Here is a 25,261-nt window from a genome sequence, read left to right on the forward strand (position 1 = left end):
ACCACGCCATGCGGGCGTGGTGCGGGGAGGAGTTTGAGCCCGGGCGCTTTGATTTGTCTCTGATCAATGAGCGCCTCGACACGCTGAAAGTCTGAGGTGTCAAGACGGGGGTGGGGCGACGCTTACCGCCGAAAGCACGGCCGCCGCAAGGCGCTTTGGCGATCAGTGGCTGAGCGAGACCCGCAGCGCCATCCTGCTCGTGCCCTCGGTGGTGGCTAGGCTGGAATGGAACGCCCTCGTCAATCCCGCACATCCCGAGGCGTCACGGATCGCGCTGACGAAGGCGGAGCGTGTGGTGTGGGATAGGAGGTTGTTTTCGGGTGGGAGGTGAGGGGAGGCGGGAAGGTCGGCCAAAACGGACCTTCGCGGGTGCGGGCGGATGTGACTGCTTACTGGTGCAGAGCGGACGTAAGACGCTAAGCGTCAGGGGGCGACCGGCTTCGTGGTACTCGAACGCGAGCTATCGACCCTAGCGATCACTCACGTTCATTGATATGTTCTCATCCAGACACTGCCAGGTGCGTGGAAACTTGGATCAGCAGAAGCAGACCTTCAACTGCCACTCGATCTGACGTCGAGCCGTGGCAATCACATCCAGGTAAGACAAAACGCGAACATTGGGTTCAAGATCTTTCTGCGGGAAATCCGGAGAACGCTTGCCACCCATCACCAGCACGTCGATGGGCTTGTTCATCACCTTGTGCAAGTCATGGCGATATCCGGTTGCCTGCTGATAGTCATCAAAATTCAGGGGATGCTTTGGACGCTTGAATTCGATCAGCAGCGCAGCCCCATCTAGGTTTTCGTTCAGCAGGAGATCAGGGCGATCTTTTGAACGTTGTCCCGTAAATTTCTTGTCGAGGTAGTCCTCAGATTGACGGGCAAGCGTCTTGTTCGAGCTGAACAGACTGTATTGCGCACCGAGCAGCCAGAGATTCTTTTCTATGGCTTTGTGCATTTGCACCTCCAGCGTCTTCGGGTCGTGCGCGAGTGCCTCAAGCTTGTCCAGAAAAGCATGCCGAGCCTTGGCTTGTTCGACGAGGTGAGCCAAATCAGCCAGGCCGAAATCTGCCAACGCTTCAGCCACAGCAACAACATCACTACGTTCAGCTTCCGCGAGATGACGAAGAACTGTCCCGTAGTCGGCGTTTTCAATCGCCTCGAGCAAAACGAAGATGTAGGGCTCAATCTTTTCCGGTGCGTCCCCGTAGAAACGATCCAACACCCTCTCGATTGCGCGCTGCGCGTACTCCCTACGGTACTCTGGCAACTCCGCGAGACGCTCATTAACTGATCGCTTCAATCTGGCCTGAGCCAGTTGAATATCGCGCCGGTAGCGCGTTTCGAATGCGGATACAAGCGTGGGCTGCACAGACTCGATCAGCTTCGTCAGCAGTTCGCTGTTTGCGATGATGCTGTCCCAGCCAGCCGTAACGTGTTCACGCAAGCCGTCTGCATCGATCTCGCCGTATAGCTTCTTTAGCAGTTTTTGCGGAAAATCGTCACGCTCATCCAGGCCAAAGAACGAAGGCTTGCCGACGGCCTTGCCGTCCACCCTCAGCACGATTCCCGGCGCACGCGATACCGACTTGTTCTCGGCAATCGAAAAACGAACGCGAACATCACCTACGCCATCAACCGAAAACGTCGAATCCTCATAGCTTCCATCGACATCATCAACACCAAGCGGTTTGTCATTAACGCAGATGACGATTCCGGGCTCACGACCATACTCCTGCAACAAAATTTGCCGGAATTTCTTAGGGTCGGGGAAAGCGAAACCAGCGTGCAACTCCCTCAAAACGATTCGTGTGCCGTGCTTCTCTCGCGAGCATTGCTCAGACGTGATTTCGATGGGGAGCTTTTCTATATCTTCTACACCCGCAAGGTCTACCAAGCGAAGATCGAAACTGCTCTTTACTCCGCGAGCCCAAGTCTCGAGACGCATCTCAGATGCTGCCATCAGGCCCGCGAACTTCCCGACGCCCTTCCTGCCCTTGACTCGCCGGGCCTTCCCGGCAGTCCGCTCTCCACGAGCGATTCGTCTGTCTGCAGCAATAGTCAGGTAGTGACGACGGACCTCTTCTTCGGTCATGCCGGTACCATCATCCACGATCTCTATTGGTGTGTCTGATAGTGGCTCGGGCAAAGAGATACGCACGGAATCCGCGTCGGCATCCCAGGCATTGTCGACCAACTCCTTCAGTGCCTTCTCGGAAGATGAGTACTCCTGACTGAGCAAATGAGCCAGTCGGGAGCTGACCTGAAATCTTGCGGACCGCTTTGCCATGAAAGTCTCTTTGCTGTGAGTTCTTCAAAGTTGAAGTCAATGTTGTCAGACACCAACCCATTCACCGACGACATAGCCATTTGAGTACTGCGTCCATCGGGCTTGCCAGACGTTTGCCAGCATGAGGGAAACCTCATCTTCCTGAGCGGCTCCTTCTCCGGCTGCATCAAGCCCCACCCCGAAACGAACGCCGCCATGATTCGTCATCAAAAACCGGTTGTGCATGGGATCGTCATCTGGTCGCACAATCAATCGGACACGGATGTCTTTAGGCAGGCTTTTCGGCAAATGCCGGTTGGCTCGTTCGAGTAGCGCTGCGGGGCTCACCTCGCTATTCCGGAAAATCTCGATCAATGTTCCTGGTCGCAGGCGCTGAATAAACTGCAGGAACGGCTCACGAAAGCGGCTGTGCATCAGGTTGAAATGAGGATCAACCAACTTGACGTGGCTTGCCGTTTTGAGGAGGAAGTCACAAGCGTTGGCCATCACAGCGGGCTCGCGCTTGATGATCTGCTCGCGCGTATGCGCCAAGCACTGGTGATTGCCGTCGAAGTCATCGATGGGCACGACCTCCGGCATGTCAACTTCAGCCAGACTGAGGATGTAGTCGAACGGCTGGCGTTTGTGCTCATTCAGTGCCTGCTCCAGCCATTCACCACTTGCTCCGGGGCGCGACATTGCCATCAGGATGCCTTTGGGTAGCGTGCTGAGCCGCACCTCAATGCGCTTTAGCTCTATTCCACCAGAATGTGCGCTTTGCGCCGCTGCGTACACCAAGCGCTTCCACTTACTGGGGAACTCTGAAATGACGCGTCCTTCCCAAACCCCGAATTTCTCGATGACGTAGCTGAAATCGCGGTAGCTGCTGACGATAGCCTCCGGCTCGACGGCGAATTCCTTGATCATCAGAAGAGCTCCGGGCCGCGTTCTTCGAAGAAGCCTTTCGGCCAGGGGGTATCGAAATCGCCTTCGGAATTCACCGGCAGGCGCGTGGCGGTGATGTGGCCGTTTTCACTGGCGAGGTAGTACACGCCGATCAAGTCCGGGTTGATGTGCTCGGCGTTGCCTTCTTCGGCTGCTTCGCGGATGCGGCGCAGTAGGCGCAGGATCAGGTGTTCGCTGTGGGTTTCGAGCAGGAAGCTGAGGCCGCGCTCGATAGCGCCGTCGATGAAGAGGTCGCCGAGGCCGACCTGGACTGCCGGGTGAACGTGGAGTTCGGGTTGCTCGATGGAGACGATGCTGGCGCGGTCGTCTTGCGCGGCGACTACGACGGGCAGCACCTGCGAGATGCCGACGCCCACATCCAGAGCCTGATGCGTCATGCCTGCCTGATCGATGAGGGCGATGCGCGGTTTGACCCGTCCAAGCGGGGCGCCGGTGTTGTAGTCGGTTTCCTGCACTTCAGTGCGCACAAGTCCATAGCCGGAATTCAGGCGATCCGCATCCTGCATCCAGTGGCTGCAGCGCTCGACCATTTCCTGCGAGCGGGTGAGCAAAGCCTCCCAGGCGGCCATGCCGTTGGACCATGCGGCTTCACTCTTGGTGAGCGAGGCCTCAAAACCTCGGGGCGGAATGCAGCGCAGCGGGCCGACATATCGGGCAGCCTGCAGTTGATCGCGCAGTAGCATGGCCGGGCCTACGGTGAGCCAGGAGAGAAAGGCTGTGAATTCGCGGGCGATGTAGATGTTTTGAGCCCCGTGAACACCTGAGACAGGAATGTTCAACATCCGGTCTAGCTTGGGCATTGCGCTACCGAAGCCATAGAGCCATGAACGCAACCCTGCACCTGGGCGATCTAATCCAACGTCTCTGACTCCCGACAAAATGTCAGGAAGCATGGAAACCCATTTGCTTTGAGTAGATTGAATGGGTGTTGAGTCTTCGATTCCATGAAGGTCTTCGCTGATTGCCCAATCGTCCAGAAGACTCGCCAACAGCTCGGCTTCATCATCAATCTCTTGTTGGGTTCGCTCGCGCATGAAAATCGGATTTTCGCTATTCATGCGCATACTTACATCTCGGCCATCTGCTGAAGCATCAAGTCGGATGCACATTGCGCCATTCACGCCAACTTCGTAGCCTGTTATGACGGATGTCTGGCGCAGTGAATGCCAGGAAATCTCAAGCTTGATGCTGCAGAACTGGACTGCGCCGCGAATCCGATGCAGGAGCTCGTAGAAATCATTGGTATCGCTTGAGCCAGCCCATTCATCAAAGGATTCAGGAGTTAGTTCCGGGATCGACTCACCCCTCACGTCCATCCCGATCTCGATCTCGATGCGCCTCTCCGGATCGCGCCCATGCACGAGATTCAGGAAGCCACCCAGATCCACAGCCTCGCCACCTTGCAGGGTGCGGTCCGGGTTGGGGTTGTTACGCTCTAGGATTTCGCGCACGTACTGCAGGGCCTGCAGGATCGTGCTCTTGCCTGCGCTGTTGGCGCCGAATAGCAGCGTGATCGGGCGGAGGTCGATGCGAACTTCTTCGGAACATCCTTTGAAGTTCCTCAGGGAGATGGATTTGATGAGTGAAGTCATAAGCGTCGTTTGGAGACTACGAGAGCAACGCGCTCTGGAGAGAAAGTGCTAGCGATTGGATTCTTTCGTTACTGTCACTTCCTGACCGTACGAGAGTCGTCGCTTTGGCCGCAATGGCCGAAAATCTTTCGAGTTCCTGAGGTGAGGCCTTTGGAATGGGGTAGGTTGCCAGATCCGTCGGGGAAATATGTGGAATGGTTGTTTCTGTGACGCGGCAATGTCTTTGAAACTCGGCGTCGATCAGGCATTGATAGACGAACTGAGCGCAAGGAATGCCCTTTGCTCGTAGGCGAGCCACCCGTTGGACCAACAAACTTCCGGCAACATCCTTGTTGATGACAGCGCATTTCAAGCCATCAGAGATCCAGGGGCGGTCCATCGCGAGCACTACGTCGCCGTCGATCAACTCATATCGTCCAAGTTCTTGGGTGAGTTCTTGAGGATAGAAAGCGGTGTTTTTCCACTCACAAGCGCCGATACCGACGTTGATTCCTCTGAGCAGACGTGCGCCAGTATTGCCGATGTAATTCTCGCTCTTGAAAGCGAAGCCGGACAAAACGTTGACATAGTCTCCAAGCGCGGCGTTTCTACCTCTCTTGCCAAACATGTCGAGGAAGACGGCGCGGAGGAAGTCGTCGGCGAGGCGAATGGCTTGCTGGCGTTTGCGTAGCAGGCTGTCGGCCTTGTTGAGAATAGCGGCGATGCGTTTTTGTTCCTCAATCGGAGGAAGGTCGATTTTTATCGACTTCAAATCAGACAAGTTGCAACGCTGTCGGGTAGTGCCTTTCGCCATAGCGTCAATTTGCCGACGACCCGCAGGTGAATTCAAGAAATAACTAATGAAAAAGTGATCCACCCGAGAAGGGTCGCCACGAAAGCGAACAACATCAGCCACTATTATGCCCGGAGAAGTGCTTTTCGGAACAACAGCAGCCACTCCACATGGATCCCCGAGTTTTGCTATGACTAAATCGCCGGGCTGATAATTGTGACGTGAAAGTTCTTTCGCTTTATTTTCCGAAACGAACTGGATTTCTTTTTGAATGAATAAACCTGGCTTGATGTTTTGAAGGCGAATAATTGGGACGCCAGAGGCAACGTATTCCGATGCTTTGAGGTCAGAGCCAAAAGGTCCGTCGACCATGCCTCCTGACAAAGCAAGGTCGCCAAGTTCGATGCGCTCGATCTTCATCCCAGCATCCTCTCCAGCTCCGCCAGCTCCTGCTGAATTTCGTTCTCCAGCGCCTTCAGGCGCCTGAGGATGTCGAGCGGGTCGTCGTGCTGCTCAGCCACGTGTACCTGAAGCTTGTAGCGGTTGATGGAGAGATCGTAGTTCTGCACGGCGATGTCGGTGAGTGGCACGCTGAAGGCTTTTTGCGTGCGGTCGGTGAGGTCGGTCTTGCGGTCGTACAACTGCTGCCATTGGGCGAGTACGTCGGGGAGGTCGTTGCTCTTGATCGGCTGGCGTTTGTCGTCGAGCGAGAAGCCGTCGTTCTCGACGTCGTAGAAGAAGACCTCGTCGGTTCTGCCGCCCTTGCTGAAGATGATGATGGCGGTGGAGACGCCGGCATAGGGTTTGAATACGCCGGAAGGCAAGGAGATGACGGCTTCGAGCTGGTTGTCTTCCACCAGGTGTTTGCGTAGTTGCACATGGGCCTTGCTGGAACCGAAGAGCACGCCATCGGGCACGATGGTGGCGCTGCGGCCGCCGATCTTCAGCATGCGCAGGATGAGGGCGACGAAGAGGAGTTCGGTTTTCTTGGTCTTGACGGTACGGAGGATGTCGGGCGCGACGTCCTGCTCGTCCAGGCTGCCCTTGAAGGGCGGGTTGGCGAGGATGAGGTCGAAGCCGCTCTTGGCTGCGCGCGGGTAGCGCTCTTCGAATTTCTGGCTGAGGGTGTCCTGATAGTGCACGTCTGGCTCGGCGACGCCGTGCATGACCAGGTTCATGGTAGCGATGCGTAGCATGGTGGCGTCGAAATCGAAGGCGTGGAACATGTCGGTGTCCACGTGTTCGCGATGCTCCTGGAGCAGGTCGCCGCTGTAAAGGGTGACGGGCTCGCCATCGACGGTTTCGGTGTGGGTGCCGGCGGCGCTGGAGTATTTGCGCAGCAGGTAGTCGTAGCTTTCGACGAGAAAGCCAGCGGTGCCGCAGGCAGGGTCGCAGATACGGTCGGTGGGCTGCGGGGCCATGAGCTCGACCATCATGCGGATGATGTGGCGCGGGGTGCGGAACTGGCCGTTGATGCCGGCTGTGGTGAGCTTGCCGAGCAGGTATTCATACAGGTCGCCCTTGGTGTCGCCGCGCTCCAGCGGCAGGTCGCCGATCATGGCGACGGCTTTGACCAGCAGCGAGGGCTTCTGGATCATGAGTTGGGCGTCTTTCATGAATTCGGCGAAGGGGTTGTCGCCGGCCTCTGCCGCGAGGCGTCGGAAGTGGGCGAAGACGCGGTCGCGCACATGCGGCAGCATTTCTTCGGCGCCGTAGTGGCGCCAGGTTTCCCAGCGGCAGGTTTGCTCGTCGGCGGTGAAGCGGGGCTTGAAGCTCTTGCCGGCGACCTTGCTCATCCGCTCGTCGCGGCGCTCGGCCATGTCGAGCATGCGGGCGTACATGAGAAAGGTGATCTGCTCGATCACGGTGAGGGGGTTGGTGATACCGCCGGTCCAGAATTCGGTCCAGAGGCTGTCGATGCGGTTCTTGAGTTCGCCGGTGATCATGGTTTTTTGTGTGTCAGTACGTCGATGTGCTCAGTCAAGCGGATAGGCAAATAGGCGTGGAGTTTTGCGCGCCCAAAATCTCTGCGTTTTTCTTGTTTGGAGCGTGGGTCGAAAATGTAGGCATCATCGGCCTGCTGCTTGAATACAACCCAGTGCCAGTTACCGTTTTTCTGGAGGTTGATCGCTGCAATCGCCACCTTGGCCTTGATCTGAAGCCAGTTATCTGCTCGGCGGTAGTTGCCATATTCAATGCTGTGGGCTTTCAGGAGCGTTTTTAGATGCGCTGCCTCGGTGTAGACCGAACGCGATCCGGACGGCCAGCCATGCAGGAGTTCATGAGCCTGTTTCTTGATCGTTTTGTACCGCTTGCCAACGATCATCGCGATACACGCCAAACCGCATCCCGTCGAATCCTCTTGTATGACTCGTTTCATGCTTGACCTCGCTCTGCAGGCGGCTCGCCGAAACTTCGCACGATGCCGATCAGTTCGTCGAGCTGTCCGTCAAGGCTGAACACGCCAGTAATACCTTCGTCGTGGATGCGTGTGAAGGGGGCCTGGAAGAGTTGCTCAAGACGGATGCTGCCGACGAGTGCAATGTGCTCCTTGAGCATGTCCAAAAAGCGCAGCTGGGTGGATGTCAGCGGGTGCTTCTGGGCGAAGGCGGTGAAGCGGGCTTCGACGGCTGCGCCATCCATGCCGACGAGGCTGCGCAGGATCTGGGCGAGCGGCACGGCAGTGTCGGCATAGAACTCGGCAAGGGTGTGTAGATCAACATTCGGGTTGTGGGTGTGGATCAGGCTGTTGAGCTGTTCCAACTCTGCGTCGCAGACCGGCTCGCCGTTGCGGATCTTGGTGAGCACGGGGTCTGAGCCGAAGAGCTGGCGCAGCGTGGCTTCGACCTTCTGCTGGTAGATGCGAGCATCGATGCTCTTGACCTTGCTCTGGATTTCTTCGACACGATATTCGGCGACGTCTTCCTTGACGTCCAGCACAGGCGTGGGCATCGGAGGAGGTGACGGAGGTCGTTCAGCGAGGTGCACGATCTCGCGTAGTTCGATGCGCTTGACTTCGAGCTTGGTGAAGTCGGCGGCCTGCCAGAAGTCATCGCTGCGGATTTCCTTGAGCACGACGGCCTTGGCGCGCACCTGGCTGAGGTTGGCGGGCAGGCGGTCGAGCAGCGCGAGGATTTCGTGCTTGAGCGGGTTCTCCTGGCCGGGCTTGGCGAGCGCGGCCTCCTGCGCCTTGGCGAGGAGCAGGTCCCAGCGCAGGGCGTCGCCCTGGCCGCGTACGTCCAGTGCATTAAGCAGCGGGGCGACGTTGTCGGCCAGCACCTGCACGGTGGCGGGCGCGAAATGGTTCAGCGCGGCGGAATCGCGGGCGAGTTGAACGGCCTGCCAGTTGTCCCGGATGGCGATGCTGCCGTCGTCGAGCGCGTCGGCATCCTGCTTGAGCAGGGCAGTGAGGCTGGCGAAGGCGTCAAGCTCGAAGCGCTTGAGGGCGAGTCGGGCGAGTTCGATGCGGGCTTCAAAGCGGCGCTGGGTGAGGGGCTTTGCCGCCGCGGGCTCGATTTCGTCGGCATTCATCTCATGGTAGGCAAAGTTGGCCCAGTGGTCGAAGATGAGGAATTCGGTCTTGTGTTGCCCCGTGCCAAACAGGTTCTGGCATAGGCGGGTACCGCGCCCGATCATCTGCCAGAACTTGACCTTGGATTTGACCGGTTTGGCGAAGACAAGGTTGACGACTTCGGGTACGTCGATGCCCGTGTCGAGCATGTCGACCGAGATGGCGATGCGCAGTTGATCGTTCTTGCAGTTCTCACCGCCCTTGAAATCGTCGATGAGCTGTTCGGCGCGGGGCTCCTTGGAGTGGATCACGGCGCAGAACTTACCAGCGAACTGCGGGTACATCTCGTCGAAGAGGCTATGCAGCAGGCGGGCGTGGTCGATGTTGCGGGCGAAGATGATGCTCTTGCCGGGGAGCTGGCCATCAGCATCGCGGATGCCGCGGTCCATGAGGTTGCGTAGGATGACGCGGTTGGTGTCCTTGTTGAAGATGGCCTTGTCGATCTCTTCAGCGTCGAAATCGAGGGTGTTCGGATCGATGCCCTGGTCTTCGAGCTGGGCGATCTGTTCATCGTTGAGGTGCGCGGCCTTGATGCCGTCGCGCAGGAACTTGGTGGTGTGCGCGACGATGCGGTAGGGCACGAGGTTTTTCTGGGCGACGGCCTGCTCCAACGTGTAGTTGGCGGTGGGCATTTTGTAGTCGCAACCGAAAAGCTGGCAGGTGCTGCGGCTGACCATCTCGACCGGGGTGGCGGTGAGGCCGACCTGGAGCGCATCGAAGTAGCGGAAGATGTCGCCGTACTGGTTGTAGATGGAGCGGTGGGATTCGTCGGCGATGATCAGATCGAAGAAGCCAACGTCGAAGGTTTCGTAATCGTTGATCAGCCCTTGGTAAATGCCAATGTAGATGCGGGCATCTTGCTTGGCGACGTCGTTCTTTTGGCCGATGACGTAGAGCGGTTCCTTGAGAAAATCGTTGAAGGCGTTCTTGGCCTGCTTGCGCAGCTCGCGGCGGTCGCACAGGAAGAGCACGCGCTTGGCCCAGCGGGCTTCGATGAGCAGCTTGGCGAGCGAGATAGCCACACGGGTCTTGCCAGTGCCGGTGGCTTGCACGACCAGTGCCTTGCGGTGACGGGCGGCGAAGCGCTCCTGCACTCGGCGCAGGGTTTCGATCTGGTAGAGGCGGCCTGCGATGTTGGCATCCGGCGTGAGGGTGAGCAGATCGCGCTGCTCGCGGCGCCGGAAGCCAATGCGGTATTGCAAGGTGTCTTTGCTGAAGAAACCGTAGAGCTTGCGCGGTGGGTAGCCGCCGACGTCGTCCCATAGCCAGATGTCATGCCCGTTGGTGTGGAAAATCATTGGGCGCTGACCGTGCATCTTTTCCAGGCCATCGGCGTAGTCTTTGGCTTGCTGCTGGCCTTGGGTGGCGCTGACGATGGCTTTCTTGGCTTCGACGACGGCGAGCGGGTTGCCGTTGTCGTCCCACAGCACATAGTCGGCATAGCCAAGGCCGGACGGGGTGCCCTGATGCAGGACTTCGACTTCCTGCCCGACCTGTGGGGTGTTGGCACCGTTATGGCCGACCACCCAGCCCGCCATGCGCAAGTCGCGGTCGATGAGCCACTTGCGAGTGTTGTCTTCCGAGAAGTGGAGTTGCTTGGTGGCGGCCAGTGCTGCGTCGCTGAGGGCTTCAAGCTGCGCGGCGGGAAGCGGTTGATTGCTGGCGCTGATCTGCGCACGCAGTGCCTGCTCATTATCCCGCAGGGCCTGTAGCTCTTCGAGCATCTCACGGATGCGCGCTTCCTTTAATGCGTTGTCTTCTTCGAGCTTCTTGGCAATACGCTTGATCTCGGCCTTGCCGTCGATGCCGCCTTGTTGGGGCTCGACGAAGTCGGTGAAGTCAGCAACCTGCCCTTGCAGTTGGGAGACGTGCAACCAGCGGGCCAGCTGCCAGGCTTCACGCACGCAGCGCAGGGCATCGGGGACAGTGACGTCTTCACCATGCGCGGCACGGTTGCCTAGGCGGCGGATAAGGTGGAGCTTGTCTTGCACCAGAGGGTCAGCAACCATACGGAAGCTATCGTTCTTGAGCAGGTCGACGAAGGTGGATTGCGGCGCTTGCGGCAGGCGCAGACGCATGTAGATCACATCCACCATGCGTTCGGCGAAGTTACGCAGTTTAACCAACGCACTTTCGGCATCCGACCAGGCGTAGTGCTCCGCATAGCCCCCCATGTTGGCGAGCTCGGGGTAGTTCGGCCTGAGCGGTTCGAAATTCAGCGATTTGATGTCTTGCATCAGCATGTCTGGTGGTCTTCGCGGCGGATCAGATTGCATCTCTATCCGCGAGAACCGTGCCAGCCCCCGTTATCAGTCTTTTTCGTCGAGCCCTACGCCGAGCCGACCGGCCCAATTGCTCAAGGTTTGGTAGTTCGAGAAGCCGAGCAGCTCGGCTGCGCGCTTCTTCTTGTTGCCACTTTTTTGCAGTGCCCGGTTAATGTAATGGCGCGAAATTTCATCCAGAAGCTCTTGTAAAGAAAAGCCTTTTCCCAGTGAGTGATCAAGCAGGCCTACATTGTTTTTGCGGATATCCAGCAGCGAACGCTGGATGTCCGCCTCTTCAATCGTGGCGCTCGAAGACCAGATCGTTGCGCGCACCAGAGTGTGATATAGCTCGCGGATATTGCCGGGCCAGCCGTGTGCGACAAGAAAATTTCTTGCTAGCTGAGAAAGTTCTTTATGTTGCGCCTCTGGCTTTTCGGTGGCATCGCGATTGATCTGGGCGAGCAAGTGGTCAATCAACAGATCAAGGTCGCCATCGCGCTCGCGGAGCGGTGGCAAATTAAGGATGCCGACGGCGAGGCGATGGAAGAGGTCTTCGCGGAAGCGTCCTTCCGCGACATCCTTCGCTAGGTCGCGGTGGGTGGCTGCGATGATGCGCACATTCACCATGATGGGCTTTGACTCGCCCAGCGGTGTGATTTCCCTCTGCTGCAAGGCGCGCAGCAGGCGCACTTGTGAATCGAGCGGCAAGTCGCCGATCTCGTCCAGAAACAGCGTACCGCCTTCGGCCTCACGAAAGTGGCCGGGGCGGGCCGAATCCGCCCCGGTGAAGGCACCTTTCTTGTGGCCGAAGAGTTCGGAGTTGGCGAGGTCTTTGGGCATGGCGCCGCAATTGACGGCGATGAAGGGCTTGCCAGTTCGGCGACTGGCGGCATGAATGGCCTCCGCAAAGAGCTCCTTGCCGGTGCCGGTTTCGCCCAAAATCATTACGGGGACTTCGTGGGCGGCAATCTTCTGTGCGAGCTGGATTTGCTCGCGCATGACCGGACTGCGGTGGATCAGCTTTGAGAACTCGGGGGCCATTGGGATGGTGCTGCTGAGTCGCTCGATACGCTCGCTGCTGCGCTGAAGGAATTCGGGCAGATATTCGTTCGCCAGGTCGAAGATGAAATCGACCGACTCCAGCCCGTTCTCCTTGGAGGTCTGAATCAGTTTGGCCGGGAAGCGCGTCTTTGCCAGGATGATCCAAATGGCCGTCATGGCTGGCGTGCCAGGACTCAGATGAAAAGTGAGCTCAATATCGTCATTCGGTAGGCGGAGAGCTTTGAGTTCGCGGCTAACCTGTTCGTAAATCTCGGCGTAATTTGTCGGACTGCTAAGTTCAACCCCGAACAGGTCGGTTTCGACGCAGCCCGTTGTTTTCTCCAGCCAAGCGCAGTACGCCTCGGTGCGGTCGAACTCGTAGTTCGTAAGCAGACAGATCTTGTAGAAAGGTGCGTGTGCTTTGATGGCGGAGGCGACCGGGCCGAGGTCGTCACCCCGCACGCCCTCAGCGCAATCGTGGTCAGCCTTGCCTACCCAAGAGATGAACCATGATTTTTTGCTCATGACGAGATGGTAAAGTCCTCAGGGCCAAAATGGATAATGTTTTTTATCCTGTGCTCACCAAGGTCGCCTATCTAATTTGATCGATTTGCTCCAAAGCATCCGCTTGATGCCAGCTTTCGCTGGCAAAACAATCATATCGCTCGGGATCGAAGTCCAGTCCGGCCCATTCCCTGCCCCAGGAAGCCGTCACAACAACCCACACTTGCGAAGGTCCGCTTTGGCCGATTATGTAGATGCCTCGATTATATTGAGCCACGACCGTTGTTGTGTGCCAACCACCCATCTGGAGCGGCAGGCGCCGATTTTGAGCTCCACATAATCAGAGCGTCCGCAGGAAGTCGATCAGCGAGTCAGGCGCCCGATAGGGCCGATAGTGCCCTCATGGAGCCATCCCCATAAGCTGCCGCCCGCCGCCTCAAGGGTGCTGGCGGGCAGCCGATCCAGCGTCAGATCTCGATCTGCTCAGCGATCTCCAATGCGTCATCGACCTCGATGCCCAAGTACCGCACAGTCGACTCCCCGCGTGCGCATTTTGTAGGTGGATGCGTATAGCCCGGATGTCTTTGGGTTTGAGCGGCTCCTTGCTGTTGATCGGAGCTTGATTCTTGCGCTCGTGGTGGCTGGCGGCTATCGGGGAAGGTGCCCACCGCGTACGATCAGGGAGGACTGGTGACCTTGACCATCAGCGGCCAGATGCGCGCCTGCTCTACACCGGCGCTCTGCAAAACATGGCCCCTGCCGTGCGTCTTCAGTGCCTTGGCCAGTTCCAAATCGCGGGAACATCTCGGGCGTGGTGCAGGACGCGTGCAATCGTAATCCCGTCGTCATCAACGAAATAAAAGAGGAGATAGGGCGTCGACGTCGGCCAGCTGCGCAGGCCGACCGCCAGTTCGTCCCGAGCCCGACCCATTTTCGGCTGCAAAAGCAGCGTTCGCGAATCGGCTTGGATCTGATCGAGCAACTGGTCGGCGGCCACGATGCTGTCTTCGGCGACGAAAAGCCAAGCCTCGAGCAAATCGTTTTCCGCACTGGCGGAATGGCGAATCTGGCTCACGTTGTGACTACGTCGGTCGCCGTGCGGCCAGTGTTGCCCGGCCGCGTTGCTTGATCTCGTTCATGTCGAGCTCGCGTACCCGGCCGGCCTCGATGTCGGCGACGCCTTGGGCGATGTCAGCTTTCAGGCTGGCGAGGTTTGCCGCCTGCACACTGTGGTAGGCCTCGAATAATCGCAATGCTTCGCGGATGACTTCACTCGCAGAGCTGTAGAGGCCAGATTCCACGTGCTGGCGCACCCGATTTTCCAGCTCGGGGGGTAAGGAGACGTTGAGGGACATGGCGCGCTCCAAGTAATGTCAGGTAATGGCACAGTTTGCCACTGAACCGGCTGTCTGTGGGCTTGGAGGCATGCTCCGGCCGACCACCAGACCTCCGCCCCCAGCGATGGCTTCGACGTGCGAGTTCACTCCGTCTATCCCTTCTTCGCTGATCCTGTTCTTCCTTGGCATAGTCTGCTCGTCGTCTTCCCTTTTGCTCCCTCGCCGCCCGTCAGCCCCCACGGCCCAATTCTTGCCTCACCCCCGCATGCACACCCAATCCCCCGTAGGCGTGTCGGCAAGCCGACAAATCCTCCACTACGTTCGCGCCCGGGCGTGGTGTGAGTGGGAGGACTTTGATCTTTGGCCGGATCGGGTTCGGGCGGAGCTGGAGCGGGACGATGGGGCGGTGTGGCCGCCGTTTCTGTTGCTGGCGATGCCGGGTATTGATGCGGCGACGCAGCGGGCCTGCGCGACGCGCTGGTTGAAGGCGCGGCTGGCGGCTTTTGATGCGCAGGGCGGGAGCGGGGTGCTGGCGGTGGAGGGGCCGGCCGTGCCGCGGCCGGAGGGGCCGCTGAAGATCGGCTATCTGTCCGGTGATTTCCATCAGCATGCAACGGCCTTGCTGATGGTGGAGATGCTGGAGGCGCACAGCGCGGCGCAGGTGGAGCTGTATGCCTACAGCCATGGGAAGAACGACGGCAAGGGCATGCGTGAGCGCCTGGTGGCGGCGTTTCATCGCTTTCGCGACATTGGTGGCCTGACGGATCTGGAGGCGGCCGATGTCATCCGCGCCGACGGTGTGGACATCCTGGTGGATCTCAAGGGCTATACCGAGGGCAGCCGCACCATGTTGCTGGCCCATCGTTCGGCGCCGGTGCAGGTGAGTTTTCTGGGCTATCCGGGGACGTCGGGGCAGGCGTTTGTGGACTATCTGATCAGCGACCGCTTTGTGACGCCGGCCGATGCGGCGGGGGATTATTCCGAGGCCCTGGCCTGCATGCCCCACAGCTATCAGCCCCACGGCCGGGTGGTGGTGCCGACCCTGGCGCCACCGGGCCGGGCGGCGCTGGGCCTGCCGGAAGACGCCTTCGTGTTTGCCTGCTTCAACCAGGCCTGGAAGTTCACGCCCCATGTCTTCGATGTGTGGTGCGGCCTGCTCAACGATGTGCCGGGCAGCGTGTTGTGGCTGCTGGACGACCCCAAGGCCAGGGGCAATCTGCGCAACGAGGCGATGGCCCGCGGGGTGTTGCCCGACCGGCTGGTGTTTGCGCCGGGCCTGCCCCAGGCCGAGCACCTGGCGCGCTTGCCGCTGATCGACCTGATGCTCGACACCTGGCCTTACAACGCCCACACCACCGCCAGCGATGCCCTGTGGGCGGGGGTGCCGATGGTCACCTGTGCTGGGGAAACGTTTGCCTCGCGGGTGGCGGGGGGCTTGCTGCAGGCGGCGGGGCTGCCGGAGGTGGTCACCACCACGCCGGAGGCCTATGCGGCCCTGGCCCGGCGCCTGGCCCTGGACCCGGCCGGCCTGGGCGAGCTGCGCGGGCGCTTCGAGCGCAACCGGCACGCGGCGGCGCTGTTCAACGTGGTGGCCTACACCCGCGCGCTGGAGGCCATGTACGGGCGCATGTGGGCCCGCCATCTGACAGGGCTGTCGCCCGAGGCCATCGACATGGGCGATGACCCGGCGCACCGGGCGCCCGGGGGCTGATCTGGCGGCTGTGGGCCGGCCCGGGCCCCGCTTTATCGACCCTCGCTGCCCTCGGCGCCGCGTTTGTCCACCCGGTACTGCAGTTGCCCGCGCCGCAGTTTCAGCAACCGTGCTGCGGCGGAGAGGTTTCCCTCTGTCCGCCGCAGTGCGGTGGTGATCATCAGCCCCTCCGCTTCCTCCAGTGACAGCTGTGCATCCAGCAGGCGGTCGATGGCGTGCTGGATGGGGATTTCTGCGCCCGGGCGCAGTGGTGCTTCGGAGCGGGCGTCGGCCGGGATGGGGGAGGGGAGGGTCAGGGGGACTTCCTCGCCGCCCGAGAACAGGTGTTCCACGTCGATGCTGCCGTCGTTCTCGGCCAGGATCACCGCCCGCTCGATGATGTTCTCCAGCTCCCGGATGTTGCCCGGCCAGTCGTAGGCCCACAGCTTTTCGCTGGCGTTGCGGCTGAGGCCGGCAATGTTCTTGCCGAAGCGGGTGGCGTAGCGTTTGACGAAGGTGTCCACCAGCAGGGGGATGTCTTCGCGGCGTTCGCGCAGCGGCGGGATCTTCACGGGGAAGACGTTGAGCCGGAAGAACAGATCCTCCCGGAAGCGGCCGGCTTCCACTTCGCTGCGCAGGTCGCGGTTGGTGGCGGCGATGATGCGCACGTCGATGGGCCGTACCTGGGTGTCGCCCACCCGCTCCAGCTCGCCTTCCTGCAGCATGCGCAGCAGCTTGCCCTGGGCGTGCAGGGGCAGGCTGCTGATTTCGTCTAGGAAGAGGGTGCCGCCGCTGGCCCGCTCGAAGCGCCCGGGGCGGGACACGGTGGCGCCGGTGAAGGCGCCTTTTTCCACGCCAAACAGCTCGGCTTCCACCAGGTCGTGGGGGATGGCGGCACAGTTGATGGAGATGAACGGGCGTTCGGCTCGCGGCCCGAGGGCGTGCAGGGCTTTCGAGAAGCGCTCTTTGCCCACACCGCTTTCGCCGGTCAGCAGCACGGTGGCGTCGGTGGGGGCGACGCGCTTGATGAGGTAGGCCACCTCGTTGAAGCTGTTCGAGGCGCCGATCAGGTCGGGCAGCTGCCGGGCGGCTTCCTCCTGGCCGGTGGCCCGGGCGGGGCGGGTGGCCCGGCGCCGGGGAGTCGCGATGAAGTCTTCCACCTGCAGGAAGCTCAGGTGGGCTTCGGCGTCGTCGCATTCCTCCAGCGGCTGGCCGACGACTCGGCAGCGGGCATGGCCCATGGCCACGCACTCCACCTCGCGCCACAGGATGGGCCGCCCCATCAGCGCGGTGGTGAAGCCGGTGGCGTACCCCACCATCATCCAGCACGCCGGCGCGCCGCTGACGCCAAACTGGGCGCGGTGGATATCAGCCTCCCAGGATGACTCCCAGTAATAGTCACCCCAGAAATCCCCGGTCTCCTGGTTGAACTGGATCTGGTCCACCGCCTGGTTGCGCACAAAGCCCTGCATCTCGCGCAGGCGCGGGCCATAGGCAAAGGTCCGCTTCAGGTCTCCGCCCTCGGCCGCGTTGAGCCGGCGGGCATCTTCCATGCCCTGCTGGTAGCCCAGGCGGGTGAACAGCTCGCGGGTGGCCTCCACCCCCAGGCGTTCGATCAGCTCACGCCGCAGGGCCGCCAGGGTGAAGCCGTGGATGAGCAGCATGCGCTGATCCAGCACGGTGATCTGCCCGCTGTCGGGGTCGAAGCGCACGTACTTGGACAGCTCCCGGTCGTCGATCTCCCGGGGGATGGAGTGCAGATGGCCGGCGGCGGGGTGGGGCATGGGGGAGACGTCTCCGGGTTTTGAAAACAGCAAAATTGCCGGTTTAAGGAAGTGCGTAAGTGCTGTTTTCAGCAAGATGAATTCTAGCTTTGAACTTGCTGTCAGCAAAATTATTTATAAATCAATAAATTATTGTGATTAACGGCCTTGGCATGGGGATTGCGATGAGGTGAGGAAGAGCCCGCAGTGGCTCAGGCACTTTCACCCCAAAGGAGACCCCGGCTGTGTTGAGTCCTCAACCCACGCTCGCTGTTCGTGTGCTCGAAAAGCGCGACGCTGCAATTGATGTCCTGAGTCTTGTTCTGGTGGCGGCCGATGGCGCGCCGCTCCCGCCCTGTTCTGCCGGGGCCCACATCGACATCACCCTGCCCAACGGCATGGTCCGCCAGTACTCCCTGTGCCGGGCCGGGCCGGCCGGTGGCGCCTACGAGGTGGCCATCCTGCGCGACCCGGACGGGCGAGGCGGTTCCGCCTGCGCCCACCGGGACATCCGGGTGGGTGACACGCTGACCATCAGCCACCCCCGTAACCTCTTTCCGCTGGTGCCGGCGGGGCATTCCGTGCTGTTTGCCGGCGGCATCGGCATCACCCCGATCCTGGCGATGGCCGACACCCTGCACGCCCGGGGCGAGTCCTTCGAGCTGCATTACTGCAGCCGCGCCCCCGAGCGGGCCGCCTACCGGGAAGCCCTGGAGCAGGCGGCCTATGCCCGGCCGGTCCGCTTCTATTTCGACAGCGCGCCGGAGCAGGGCCGCCTGGATGCGGCGGGCGTGCTGGGTGCCCTCGGCGGCGAAGCCCATCTGTACGTGTGTGGCCCGGCGGGCTTCATCAGCCACATCTGCGAGGCGGCGCGTGGCGCGGGCTGGGGTGAGGAGCGTGTGCATTTCGAGCACTTCGCGGCTCCGGCCGCCGCCGCGCCGGCGGGCGGGAACGGCAGTTTCGAGCTGGTCCTGGCCCGGCGCGGCCTGCGCATCCCGGTGGGGGCCGACCAGACGGCGGCCGAGGCCCTGCTGGCGGCGGGCGTGCACATCAACCTCTCCTGCGAGCAGGGCATCTGCGGCGCCTGCGTGCTGCCGGTGCTGGAGGGCGTGCCCGAGCATCGCGACGTCTTTCTCAGTGCCGCCGAGCGGGACAGCCAGCGCTGCTTCACCCCGTGCTGCTCCCGCGCCCGTACGCCCCAACTGCTCATCGATTTGTAAGCGCGGCACTTGCTGTTGCCGCATTTCACCGACCAGGCATTTCGCCTGGCATTCACACCTGGAGAAGAAAAATGGAGACATCCAGAAACGTCACTTACCTCAGAAACGCGTGGTACGTCGCCGCGCTGTCGTCCGAGGTGAGCGCAGAGGGGCTGTTCGCACGCACCTTGTTGAACACGCCGGTCCTGATCTACCGAACGCAGAACGGGAGCCCGGTGGCCATGCTGGATCGCTGCCCCCATCGTTTTGTGCCGCTCAGCATGGGGATGCGGGCGGGGGATGACGTTGTCTGCAAATACCACGGCCTCAAGTTCGACTGCAGCGGGGTGTGCAATCACAACCCCCACGGCAATGGCCACATCCCCCGCGCGGCGCGGGTGCGCACCTTTCCGCTGGTGGAGCGCTACGGCTTTGTGTGGATCTGGCCGGGCGATGCCCCCGCCGATGAATCGATACTGCCGGATGTCAGCCCGCTGACCGCAGGCCACCCCAACGGGGTCGGCTTTACCTACATGCACCGCAAGACCTACTACGAGCTCATCACCGACAACGTGATGGACCTGAGCCATGTGGACCACCTGCATGGGGAGATCATCTCGACCCGCGGCCAGCTCACCCCCCAGGTGCCCCAGGTGAAGGAGACGGACAGCACCGTGGCCACCCGCTGGGAGTGGAAGCAGACGCCGCCGATTTTCATCCTCAACCAGTTTCTGCCCGAGCCCATGGCCGAGGCGCGGCACTTTGTGGAGGTGAAGTTCATGGCGCCCACCACCGTGCAGCTGCAGATCGGCGCCACCCAGGACGAACGGGCTGCGCTGGACCTGGCTGACTGCGTGGGCCAGTACGACCTGCATACCACCACCCCCGAAACCGACGGCACCACCCACTACTTCTTTGCCACCCGGCGCAATCACTTGGTGGAGGACGCCGACTACAACGCCGCCAAGATCAAGGGCATGCACGACGCCTTCGTGGATGAGGACGGGCCCTATGTGGACGCCCAGTACGTCAACATCGGCAACGCCGATCTACTGAGCCTCAACCCGGTGCTGCTCAGCAGCGACGTGGGGGCGGTGCGGGCCCGGCGCATCCTGCGCAGCGTGATCGCCGAGGAAGTGCGGGGCAGCCAGGCCGACGCCGCGGACACCCGCGCCGTCGAGCGCGTCTGAGGGGGCCGAGCATGCAGATCAAGCTTCTTGCCAGAGCGGTGGCCTGGGCCTGTGCGGGCATGGCCCTGTCGGGGCCGGCCCTGTCCTTTTCGGTGGACACGGACTCGCCGGACCTGGCCATCTCCTGGGATACCACCCTCAAATACAGTACCGCCTGGCGCGTGCGCGGGGTGAGCGCCAGCGTGGCGCCGGAGGGCCTGGCCGGGCTCACGCCCCAGGTCAATACCAATGATGGCGACCGCAATTTCAGTCGCGGGCTCATCTCCAACCGCCTCGACATCCTCACCGAGCTGGGGGTGCGCTACAAGCGTGACAGCGGCTTTCGGGTGAGTGCGGCGGGGTGGTACGACGACGTCTATCAGCACGGCAACGACCGTAGCGCCGCCGATGCCCCCGGCCTTAACCAGAGCGGCCCCTACGACCGCTTCAACAAGCACACGCGCATCACCCACGGGCGCAATGCCGAGGTGCTGGATGCCTTTGTGTATACCCGCCAGTCGGTGGGGGACATGAACCTCAACCTCAAGGCGGGCCGTTTCACCCAGCTTTACGGCGAGAGCCTGTTCTTCGGCAACAACGGCATCGCCGGTGCCCAGACGCCCCTGGACCTGGCCCGGGCCCTGTCGGTGCCCAACTCCCAGTTCAAGGAGGTGGCGCGGCCGGTGGGCCAGGTGTCGGCCCAGCTGCAGATCACGCCCGACCTGCTGGTGGGCGCCTACATCCAGCCCGAATGGCGCAAGTCGCGCCTGCCGGCGGCGGGCAGTTACTTCAGCTTTGCCGACTTCGTGGATGACGGCGGAGAGCTGCTGTACACGCCCTACGGCCCGGCCCGGCGCGGCAAGGACATCGAGCCCGGCAACGCGGGGCAGGGCGGGGTGCAGGTGCGCTTCAAGGCTGGCGACAGCGAGTACGGCCTGTATGCCGCGACCTTCCACGAAAAGCTGCCCCAGTTCTATGCCCGCCTCAACGCCGGCCCCGCTGGCGTGGTGCCCCAGGATTACGTGATGGTCTTCGGGCGCAACATCCGCACTGTGGGCGGCAGCTTCAGCACCCTGTTCGGCGACACCAACGTGGCGGGGGAGCTATCGGTGCGCAGCAACCAGCCCCTGGTGGCGGCGGGCAGCTTCATCTTCCCCATCAACGACCCGGCCGCCGACGGGGGCAGCAACGCCCGCTTTCCCAAGGGCGACACCCTGCACCTCAACCTGTCGGCCGTCAGCGTGCTGGGGGCCAACGCCCTGTGGGATGGGGCCTCGTTTCTTGGCGAGTTTGCCTTCAACCGTCGCCTGCGCGTCACCGACAACCCCGAGGCGCTGGACCCCAACGCCACCCGGGATGCGGGCGCCGTGCAGTTCGTGTTCACGCCCGAGTACTTCCAGGTGCTGCCCGAGACCGATCTGCAGCTGCCCATCGGCGTGAGCTACGGCCTGTTCGGGCGCTCGTCGGTGAATGGCGTGCTGTTTCCGGCGGAGCAGGGCGGTAGCGTCAGCGTCGGGGCCAAGGCCGTGTACCAGAAGGCCTGGCACGTGGGCCTCAACTACACCCATTACATCGGTTCCGCCGGGTCGGTGGCCACGCCGGCTGGCCTCAATTCCTACCAGAACTTCCACGGGGATCGCGACTTCGTGTCGCTGTCGATTCAGCGCAGCTTCTGATCACCCGCCCATAAGAGGAATCCCAACATGAAGAGCAAGACAATCATCCATCTGGTCGTGGTCGGTGCGCTGGCCCAGTTTCAGCCGGCTGTCGCTGCGGTTTCCGCCGACGAGGCCGCCCAGCTCAAGAGCGCCCTGACGCCCCTTGGGGGGCGAGCGGGCGGGCAACAAGGACGGCAGCATCCCGGCCTGGAACGGCGCTGTAACCAAGGCCGCCGGCGCCAGGGTAGGGGATATTCCGGTCAGCTTGTTTCCCGGCGAAAAGCCCGTCGTGCAGATCTCCGCGGCCAACATGGCCCAGTACGCCGACAAGCTGTCTGAAGGCACGGCGGCCCTCCTGAAGAAATACCCGGAGTCCTTCCGCGTCAATGTCTTCCCCACCCACCGCACGGCCGTCGCCCCCCAGCATGTGTACGACGCCACCGCCCGCAATGCGACCGCCTGCAGGACGGTAGAGGCCGGCCTGTCGGTGGAGGGCTGTTTTGGTGGGGTGCCCTTCCCGATCCCCAAGGCCGGCGTCGAGGTGATCTGGAACTACATCCTGCGCATCGAGCCCGAGTCGGTGGAGTTTGGCTCGAAGAACATCGTCGGCACCTCCAATGGCGCCCGCACCATGGCCACGCGCACCGACAACTTCTTCCAGCACCCGTACTACTACAAGGACGGCTCGGCCAAGGGCTGGAGCGGGGAGTACTTCCTGCAGCGCTTCAACACCACCGCGCCGCCGTTCAAGGCGGGGGAATCCCTGGTGCTGCGTGACAGCATCAACGCCAAGGTGCCGCGCCAGGCCTGGCAGTACCTGGTGGGCCAGCGCCGTGTGCGGCGGGCGCCGACGGTGGCCTACGACACGCCGGACTTCGTTTCCTCCGGCGCCAACTACTTCGACGAAGTGATGGGCTTCATGGGTCACCCCGACCGCTTCGAGTGGAAGCTGGTGGGCAAGCGGGAGATGTACATCCCCTACAACAACAACGAACTGGTCACGGCGAAGGAGGCTGAGGCCTTTGACAGGTTCCACCTCAACACCGGCAAGCTGCGCTGGGAGCTGCACCGGGTCTGGGAGGTGGAGGCCAGCGTGGTGTCGGGCAAGCGGCACGCCGTGCCCAAGCGCCGCTACTACTTCGACGAGGACACCTGGCTGCTGACCCTGGTGGATGGCTACGACTCGGAAGGCAAGCTGTGGCGGACCTCGGTGGTGCCCAACTTCTTCGTCCCCGCGGTGCCCGCCGTCCTGGCCAAGCCCGTGACCATCTACAACCTGCAGGCCAGCACCATGAGCACCGTCCAGGGGCTGTTCCAGGATGAGGCATACCGGGTCGTCGCCCGCAAGAACGAGTCCTTCTTCACCGGCGACGCCGCCGCCGCCGACGCGGACCGGTAGGCACCAGCCCGCATCCCCGCCAAGAGGCCCGCCGTCTGCCCCGAGCAGCGGCGGGCCTCTTGCGCTGCAACAAATATAGGTAGTCGACCCCCATCCGGGTGCCGTCTTCTGGCGCCTAGCCTTGCGTTTCCGTCGATCAACCCTAACCCCCGGGAGTTGCCATGTCGAACGAGAAAGCTTCTGTTGCACCGCCGCTAAAACCCTTCAATGCCGACCTCGGCCAGAGCTCCGTGTCCGGGCTTTCGTCCGGGGCCTTCATGACGGTGCAATTGCACCTGGCCCATTCGTCCACCTTTGTCGGGGCCGGCATCATCGCCGGCGGGCCGTTTCGCTGTGCCGAGTCGTATCGGGCTGCTGCGGCGATTGCCGAGGACGCACTGACCCTCAATGCCCTCTACGTGTGCATGAATCCGCTGATCCCCCAGGCCGCGCCCAATCCGGCCAGGCTCGTTGAGGTGGCGCGGGACACGGCAGCCCAGGGCCTGATCGACGCCGTGGAGAACCTGGCCAGCCAGCGGGTCTATATCTTCAGCGGCACGAAGGACAGCGTGGTGGATTCCAGCGTGGTGGACACGACCCGGCGCTTCTACGAGATGCTGGGCGTCTCGCCGGGGGCGATCCACTACGACAACTCCGTGCCGGCGGGGCATTCGATCATCACCGACAACCCCGAGGACAACCCCCTCGACGTCAATCGCCCGCCTTACATCAACCAGGGCGGCTTCATGCAGTCGCGGGTGATCCTGGAGCACATCTACGGCCCCCTCAAGCCGCCCGCCGAGCGCCTGAGCGGGCGCATCGTGCGCTTCGACCAGACCGAGTTCTTCGACCAGGACCCGCGGGCCAGCATGAGCGAGTTTGCCTATGCCTATGTGCCCAAGGCGGTGGAGGAGGGGGCGCCCTGCCGGGTGCATGTGGCGCTGCATGGCTGCAAGCAGGGCTACAACTACGTCAACTTCGTGAATGGCCAGCCCGACCTGGAAAACTGCCCGCCCTATGGCAATCGCTATTTCACGACCACCGGCTATAACGAGATGGCCGATGCCAACGACCTGATCATCCTCTACCCCCAGGCCGAAGGCTCCGACAACGCCATCAGCCAGAACCCGGAAGGGTGCTGGGACTGGTGGGGCTATACGGCGGAAGATCCGCAGAACCCGGATTACTACTCGAAGCAGGCCATCCAGATCCAGGCCATCCACCGCATGCTGCAGCGCCTTGGCGGCCAATGAACCCGCGACATCGCGAGAAAGTTCCAGCCATGAACACCGCACTCTCGACCCTCGCGGAAGACGCCCTCCGCCAGATGCAACAGCTTCACCAGGCCCATGTCCAACTGCTCACCAGCCTGGCGCCCACCCCGGGCAATCTGCCGGCGCTGCCGTCCACACCGCAGCTGGGCCACCTGAGCCAGTGGCAGACGCTCATCACCCAGTCCGTCACCCGCCAGATGCAAAGCTGCCAGGCCATGATGCGCCTCGCCGCGCAGCCCCGCCTCGACGCCAGCCTGTTCACCGAGAGCCTGGCCATCCAGGCCGCCGTGATGAAGCGTCTCGCCACCCAGCAGGCCGAATGGCTGGAGGGGCTGCAGGCCATTGCCACCGAAGCCGCCAGCGTCAAGAAGGTCAATACCCTGTCCAAACTGATGGACCAGGAGAGCGACCTCTACGCCCGCTTCAACGCCCTCCTGGCCAGCCAGGCCACCGCCACCATGGAGCTGATCGAAAGCGTGCAGATCAGCGTCGGCTACCTGGTGGCCCAGAAGGAAGAGGAGTAAGGCACCGGGAGGATGCCGCCTCCGGCGACGACGTGCAGGGGCGATCGGTCGATGTGATCGCCCGGGGCGCCTCGTCCGGGCGATTTGTAGCAGCGCTTTGTAGGGGCGACTTCAGTCGTCCACCACCACGTTGATCACCGGCAAGCCTTTTGTTGAAGTCCGCGGGCGACTGAAGAGGGTGTCGCGAAACCCTCTCCCCGCCGTTGAGCTAGGATTCTGGCCGGAGTCGATGAAATCGGTGGGGCCATGGAGCAGAAGAAGATCAAGCGTCGGGTGACCCGGATCAAGAC

19 protein-coding genes and 1 pseudogene are annotated in these 25,261 nt (G+C 61.8%); 8 read left to right on the top strand and 12 right to left on the bottom strand.

Translation table 11 applies throughout. The features are described from left to right. Positions 1 to 91: 91 nt before the first annotated feature. A complete protein-coding gene (locus ACIQ09_RS14035) occupies positions 92 to 331 on the top strand; it encodes an RES family NAD+ phosphorylase (protein ID WP_398310965.1) in 240 nt (79 codons plus the stop codon). A gap of 204 nt (positions 332 to 535) precedes the next feature. On the opposite strand, the gene ACIQ09_RS14040 is transcribed toward ACIQ09_RS14035, so the two are convergent. The 11 genes and pseudogenes from ACIQ09_RS14040 to ACIQ09_RS14090 form a co-directional block, all read right to left on the bottom strand. Further along, complete coding sequence (locus tag ACIQ09_RS14040; RefSeq protein WP_398310911.1) at positions 536 to 2,290, bottom strand: ATP-binding protein; 1,755 nt, start codon at positions 2,288 to 2,290, stop codon at positions 536 to 538. A 45-nt stretch (positions 2,291 to 2,335) separates the two neighbouring features. Next, complete coding sequence (locus ACIQ09_RS14045; RefSeq protein ID WP_398310914.1) at positions 2,336 to 3,196, bottom strand: hypothetical protein; 861 nt, start codon at positions 3,194 to 3,196, stop codon at positions 2,336 to 2,338. Continuing rightward, positions 3,196 to 4,827: an AAA family ATPase gene (locus ACIQ09_RS14050; RefSeq protein ID WP_398310917.1), complete on the bottom strand. Its 1,632-nt coding sequence runs from the start codon at positions 4,825 to 4,827 to the stop codon at positions 3,196 to 3,198. The genes ACIQ09_RS14045 and ACIQ09_RS14050 overlap by 1 nt, the downstream gene beginning before the upstream one ends. A 16-nt stretch (positions 4,828 to 4,843) precedes the next feature. Beyond that, entirely contained in the window at positions 4,844 to 6,019 is a 1,176-nt protein-coding gene (locus tag ACIQ09_RS14055; RefSeq protein WP_398310920.1) for a restriction endonuclease subunit S, read from the bottom strand. Then, positions 6,016 to 7,545, bottom strand: coding sequence for an N-6 DNA methylase (locus ACIQ09_RS14060; protein ID WP_398310923.1), 1,530 nt, complete (start codon positions 7,543 to 7,545; stop codon positions 6,016 to 6,018). The genes ACIQ09_RS14055 and ACIQ09_RS14060 overlap by 4 nt, the downstream gene beginning before the upstream one ends. Beyond that, the gene (locus tag ACIQ09_RS14065) at positions 7,542 to 7,979 is read right to left on the bottom strand and encodes a cysteine peptidase family C39 domain-containing protein (RefSeq protein ID WP_398310926.1); all 438 of its coding nucleotides are present in this window, start codon (positions 7,977 to 7,979) and stop codon (positions 7,542 to 7,544) included. The genes ACIQ09_RS14060 and ACIQ09_RS14065 overlap by 4 nt, the downstream gene beginning before the upstream one ends. Then, positions 7,976 to 11,413 carry a DEAD/DEAH box helicase family protein gene (locus ACIQ09_RS14070; RefSeq protein WP_398310929.1) on the bottom strand — a complete coding sequence of 1,146 codons (3,438 nt, stop codon included), beginning with the start codon at positions 11,411 to 11,413 and terminating at the stop codon, positions 7,976 to 7,978. Before ACIQ09_RS14070 ends, ACIQ09_RS14065 begins: the two co-directional genes overlap by 4 nt. Before the next feature lie 66 nt (positions 11,414 to 11,479). Further along, the gene (locus tag ACIQ09_RS14075) at positions 11,480 to 13,000 is read right to left on the bottom strand and encodes a sigma-54 interaction domain-containing protein (protein WP_398310932.1); all 1,521 of its coding nucleotides are present in this window, start codon (positions 12,998 to 13,000) and stop codon (positions 11,480 to 11,482) included. A 446-nt stretch (positions 13,001 to 13,446) separates the two neighbouring features. Then, positions 13,447 to 13,521: pseudogene (locus ACIQ09_RS14080) on the bottom strand (integrase); the annotation flags it as partial. Between the two features lie 227 nt (positions 13,522 to 13,748). Beyond that, a complete protein-coding gene (locus ACIQ09_RS14085; RefSeq protein WP_398310935.1) occupies positions 13,749 to 14,054 on the bottom strand; it encodes a type II toxin-antitoxin system RelE/ParE family toxin in 306 nt (101 codons plus the stop codon). 7 nt (positions 14,055 to 14,061) lie between these two features. Continuing rightward, positions 14,062 to 14,334 carry a type II toxin-antitoxin system ParD family antitoxin gene (locus ACIQ09_RS14090; protein WP_398310938.1) on the bottom strand — a complete coding sequence of 91 codons (273 nt, stop codon included), beginning with the start codon at positions 14,332 to 14,334 and terminating at the stop codon, positions 14,062 to 14,064. A 247-nt stretch (positions 14,335 to 14,581) separates the two neighbouring features. Here ACIQ09_RS14090 and ACIQ09_RS14095 point away from each other — a divergent pair, with 247 nt between their 5' ends. Then, positions 14,582 to 16,027, top strand: a complete 1,446-nt coding sequence (locus ACIQ09_RS14095) for a hypothetical protein (protein WP_398310941.1) — start codon at positions 14,582 to 14,584, stop codon at positions 16,025 to 16,027. A 32-nt stretch (positions 16,028 to 16,059) separates the two neighbouring features. On the opposite strand, the gene ACIQ09_RS14100 is transcribed toward ACIQ09_RS14095, so the two are convergent. Next, entirely contained in the window at positions 16,060 to 17,790 is a 1,731-nt protein-coding gene (locus ACIQ09_RS14100; protein WP_398310944.1) for a sigma 54-interacting transcriptional regulator, read from the bottom strand. 227 nt (positions 17,791 to 18,017) lie between these two features. Here ACIQ09_RS14100 and ACIQ09_RS14105 point away from each other — a divergent pair, with 227 nt between their 5' ends. The 6 genes from ACIQ09_RS14105 (at position 18,018) to ACIQ09_RS14130 (ending at position 24,971) form a co-directional block, all read left to right on the top strand. Next, positions 18,018 to 18,989 carry a PDR/VanB family oxidoreductase gene (locus ACIQ09_RS14105; protein WP_398310947.1) on the top strand — a complete coding sequence of 324 codons (972 nt, stop codon included), beginning with the start codon at positions 18,018 to 18,020 and terminating at the stop codon, positions 18,987 to 18,989. 71 nt (positions 18,990 to 19,060) lie between these two features. Beyond that, a complete protein-coding gene (locus ACIQ09_RS14110; RefSeq protein ID WP_398310950.1) occupies positions 19,061 to 20,158 on the top strand; it encodes a Rieske 2Fe-2S domain-containing protein in 1,098 nt (365 codons plus the stop codon). Positions 20,159 to 20,169: 11 nt separating this feature from the next. Next, complete coding sequence (locus ACIQ09_RS14115) at positions 20,170 to 21,813, top strand: DUF1302 domain-containing protein (protein WP_398310953.1); 1,644 nt, start codon at positions 20,170 to 20,172, stop codon at positions 21,811 to 21,813. A gap of 145 nt (positions 21,814 to 21,958) precedes the next feature. Beyond that, complete coding sequence (locus ACIQ09_RS14120; RefSeq protein ID WP_398310956.1) at positions 21,959 to 23,194, top strand: DUF1329 domain-containing protein; 1,236 nt, start codon at positions 21,959 to 21,961, stop codon at positions 23,192 to 23,194. A gap of 161 nt (positions 23,195 to 23,355) precedes the next feature. Further along, a complete protein-coding gene (locus tag ACIQ09_RS14125) occupies positions 23,356 to 24,426 on the top strand; it encodes a hypothetical protein (RefSeq protein WP_398310959.1) in 1,071 nt (356 codons plus the stop codon). 29 nt (positions 24,427 to 24,455) lie between these two features. Then, positions 24,456 to 24,971 (top strand): hypothetical protein, encoded by a 516-nt coding sequence (locus tag ACIQ09_RS14130; RefSeq protein ID WP_398310962.1) that lies wholly within the window; start codon positions 24,456 to 24,458, stop codon positions 24,969 to 24,971. The last annotated feature ends 290 nt before the right edge of the window (positions 24,972 to 25,261 follow it).

The sequence above is a fragment of the Zoogloea sp. genome, assembly GCF_044344315.1.
Lineage (GTDB): Bacteria > Pseudomonadota > Gammaproteobacteria > Burkholderiales > Rhodocyclaceae > Zoogloea.

Excerpts from the sequence above, each read along its gene's own strand:
- ACIQ09_RS14040 (WP_398310911.1), bottom strand. The coding sequence starts at position 2,290 with ATGGCAAAGCGGTCCGCAAGATTTCAGGTCAGCTCCCGACTGGCTCAT.
- ACIQ09_RS14045 (WP_398310914.1), bottom strand. The coding sequence starts at position 3,196 with ATGATCAAGGAATTCGCCGTCGAGCCGGAGGCTATCGTCAGCAGCTAC.
- ACIQ09_RS14050 (WP_398310917.1), bottom strand. The coding sequence starts at position 4,827 with ATGACTTCACTCATCAAATCCATCTCCCTGAGGAACTTCAAAGGATGT.
- ACIQ09_RS14055 (WP_398310920.1), bottom strand. The coding sequence starts at position 6,019 with ATGAAGATCGAGCGCATCGAACTTGGCGACCTTGCTTTGTCAGGAGGC.
- ACIQ09_RS14060 (WP_398310923.1), bottom strand. The coding sequence starts at position 7,545 with ATGATCACCGGCGAACTCAAGAACCGCATCGACAGCCTCTGGACCGAA.
- ACIQ09_RS14065 (WP_398310926.1), bottom strand. The coding sequence starts at position 7,979 with ATGAAACGAGTCATACAAGAGGATTCGACGGGATGCGGTTTGGCGTGT.
- ACIQ09_RS14070 (WP_398310929.1), bottom strand. The coding sequence starts at position 11,413 with ATGCTGATGCAAGACATCAAATCGCTGAATTTCGAACCGCTCAGGCCG.
- ACIQ09_RS14075 (WP_398310932.1), bottom strand. The coding sequence starts at position 13,000 with ATGAGCAAAAAATCATGGTTCATCTCTTGGGTAGGCAAGGCTGACCAC.
- ACIQ09_RS14090 (WP_398310938.1), bottom strand. The coding sequence starts at position 14,334 with ATGTCCCTCAACGTCTCCTTACCCCCCGAGCTGGAAAATCGGGTGCGC.
- ACIQ09_RS14095 (WP_398310941.1), top strand. The coding sequence starts at position 14,582 with ATGCACACCCAATCCCCCGTAGGCGTGTCGGCAAGCCGACAAATCCTC.
- ACIQ09_RS14100 (WP_398310944.1), bottom strand. The coding sequence starts at position 17,790 with ATGCCCCACCCCGCCGCCGGCCATCTGCACTCCATCCCCCGGGAGATC.
- ACIQ09_RS14110 (WP_398310950.1), top strand. The coding sequence starts at position 19,061 with ATGGAGACATCCAGAAACGTCACTTACCTCAGAAACGCGTGGTACGTC.
- ACIQ09_RS14115 (WP_398310953.1), top strand. The coding sequence starts at position 20,170 with ATGCAGATCAAGCTTCTTGCCAGAGCGGTGGCCTGGGCCTGTGCGGGC.
- ACIQ09_RS14125 (WP_398310959.1), top strand. The coding sequence starts at position 23,356 with ATGTCGAACGAGAAAGCTTCTGTTGCACCGCCGCTAAAACCCTTCAAT.
- ACIQ09_RS14130 (WP_398310962.1), top strand. The coding sequence starts at position 24,456 with ATGAACACCGCACTCTCGACCCTCGCGGAAGACGCCCTCCGCCAGATG.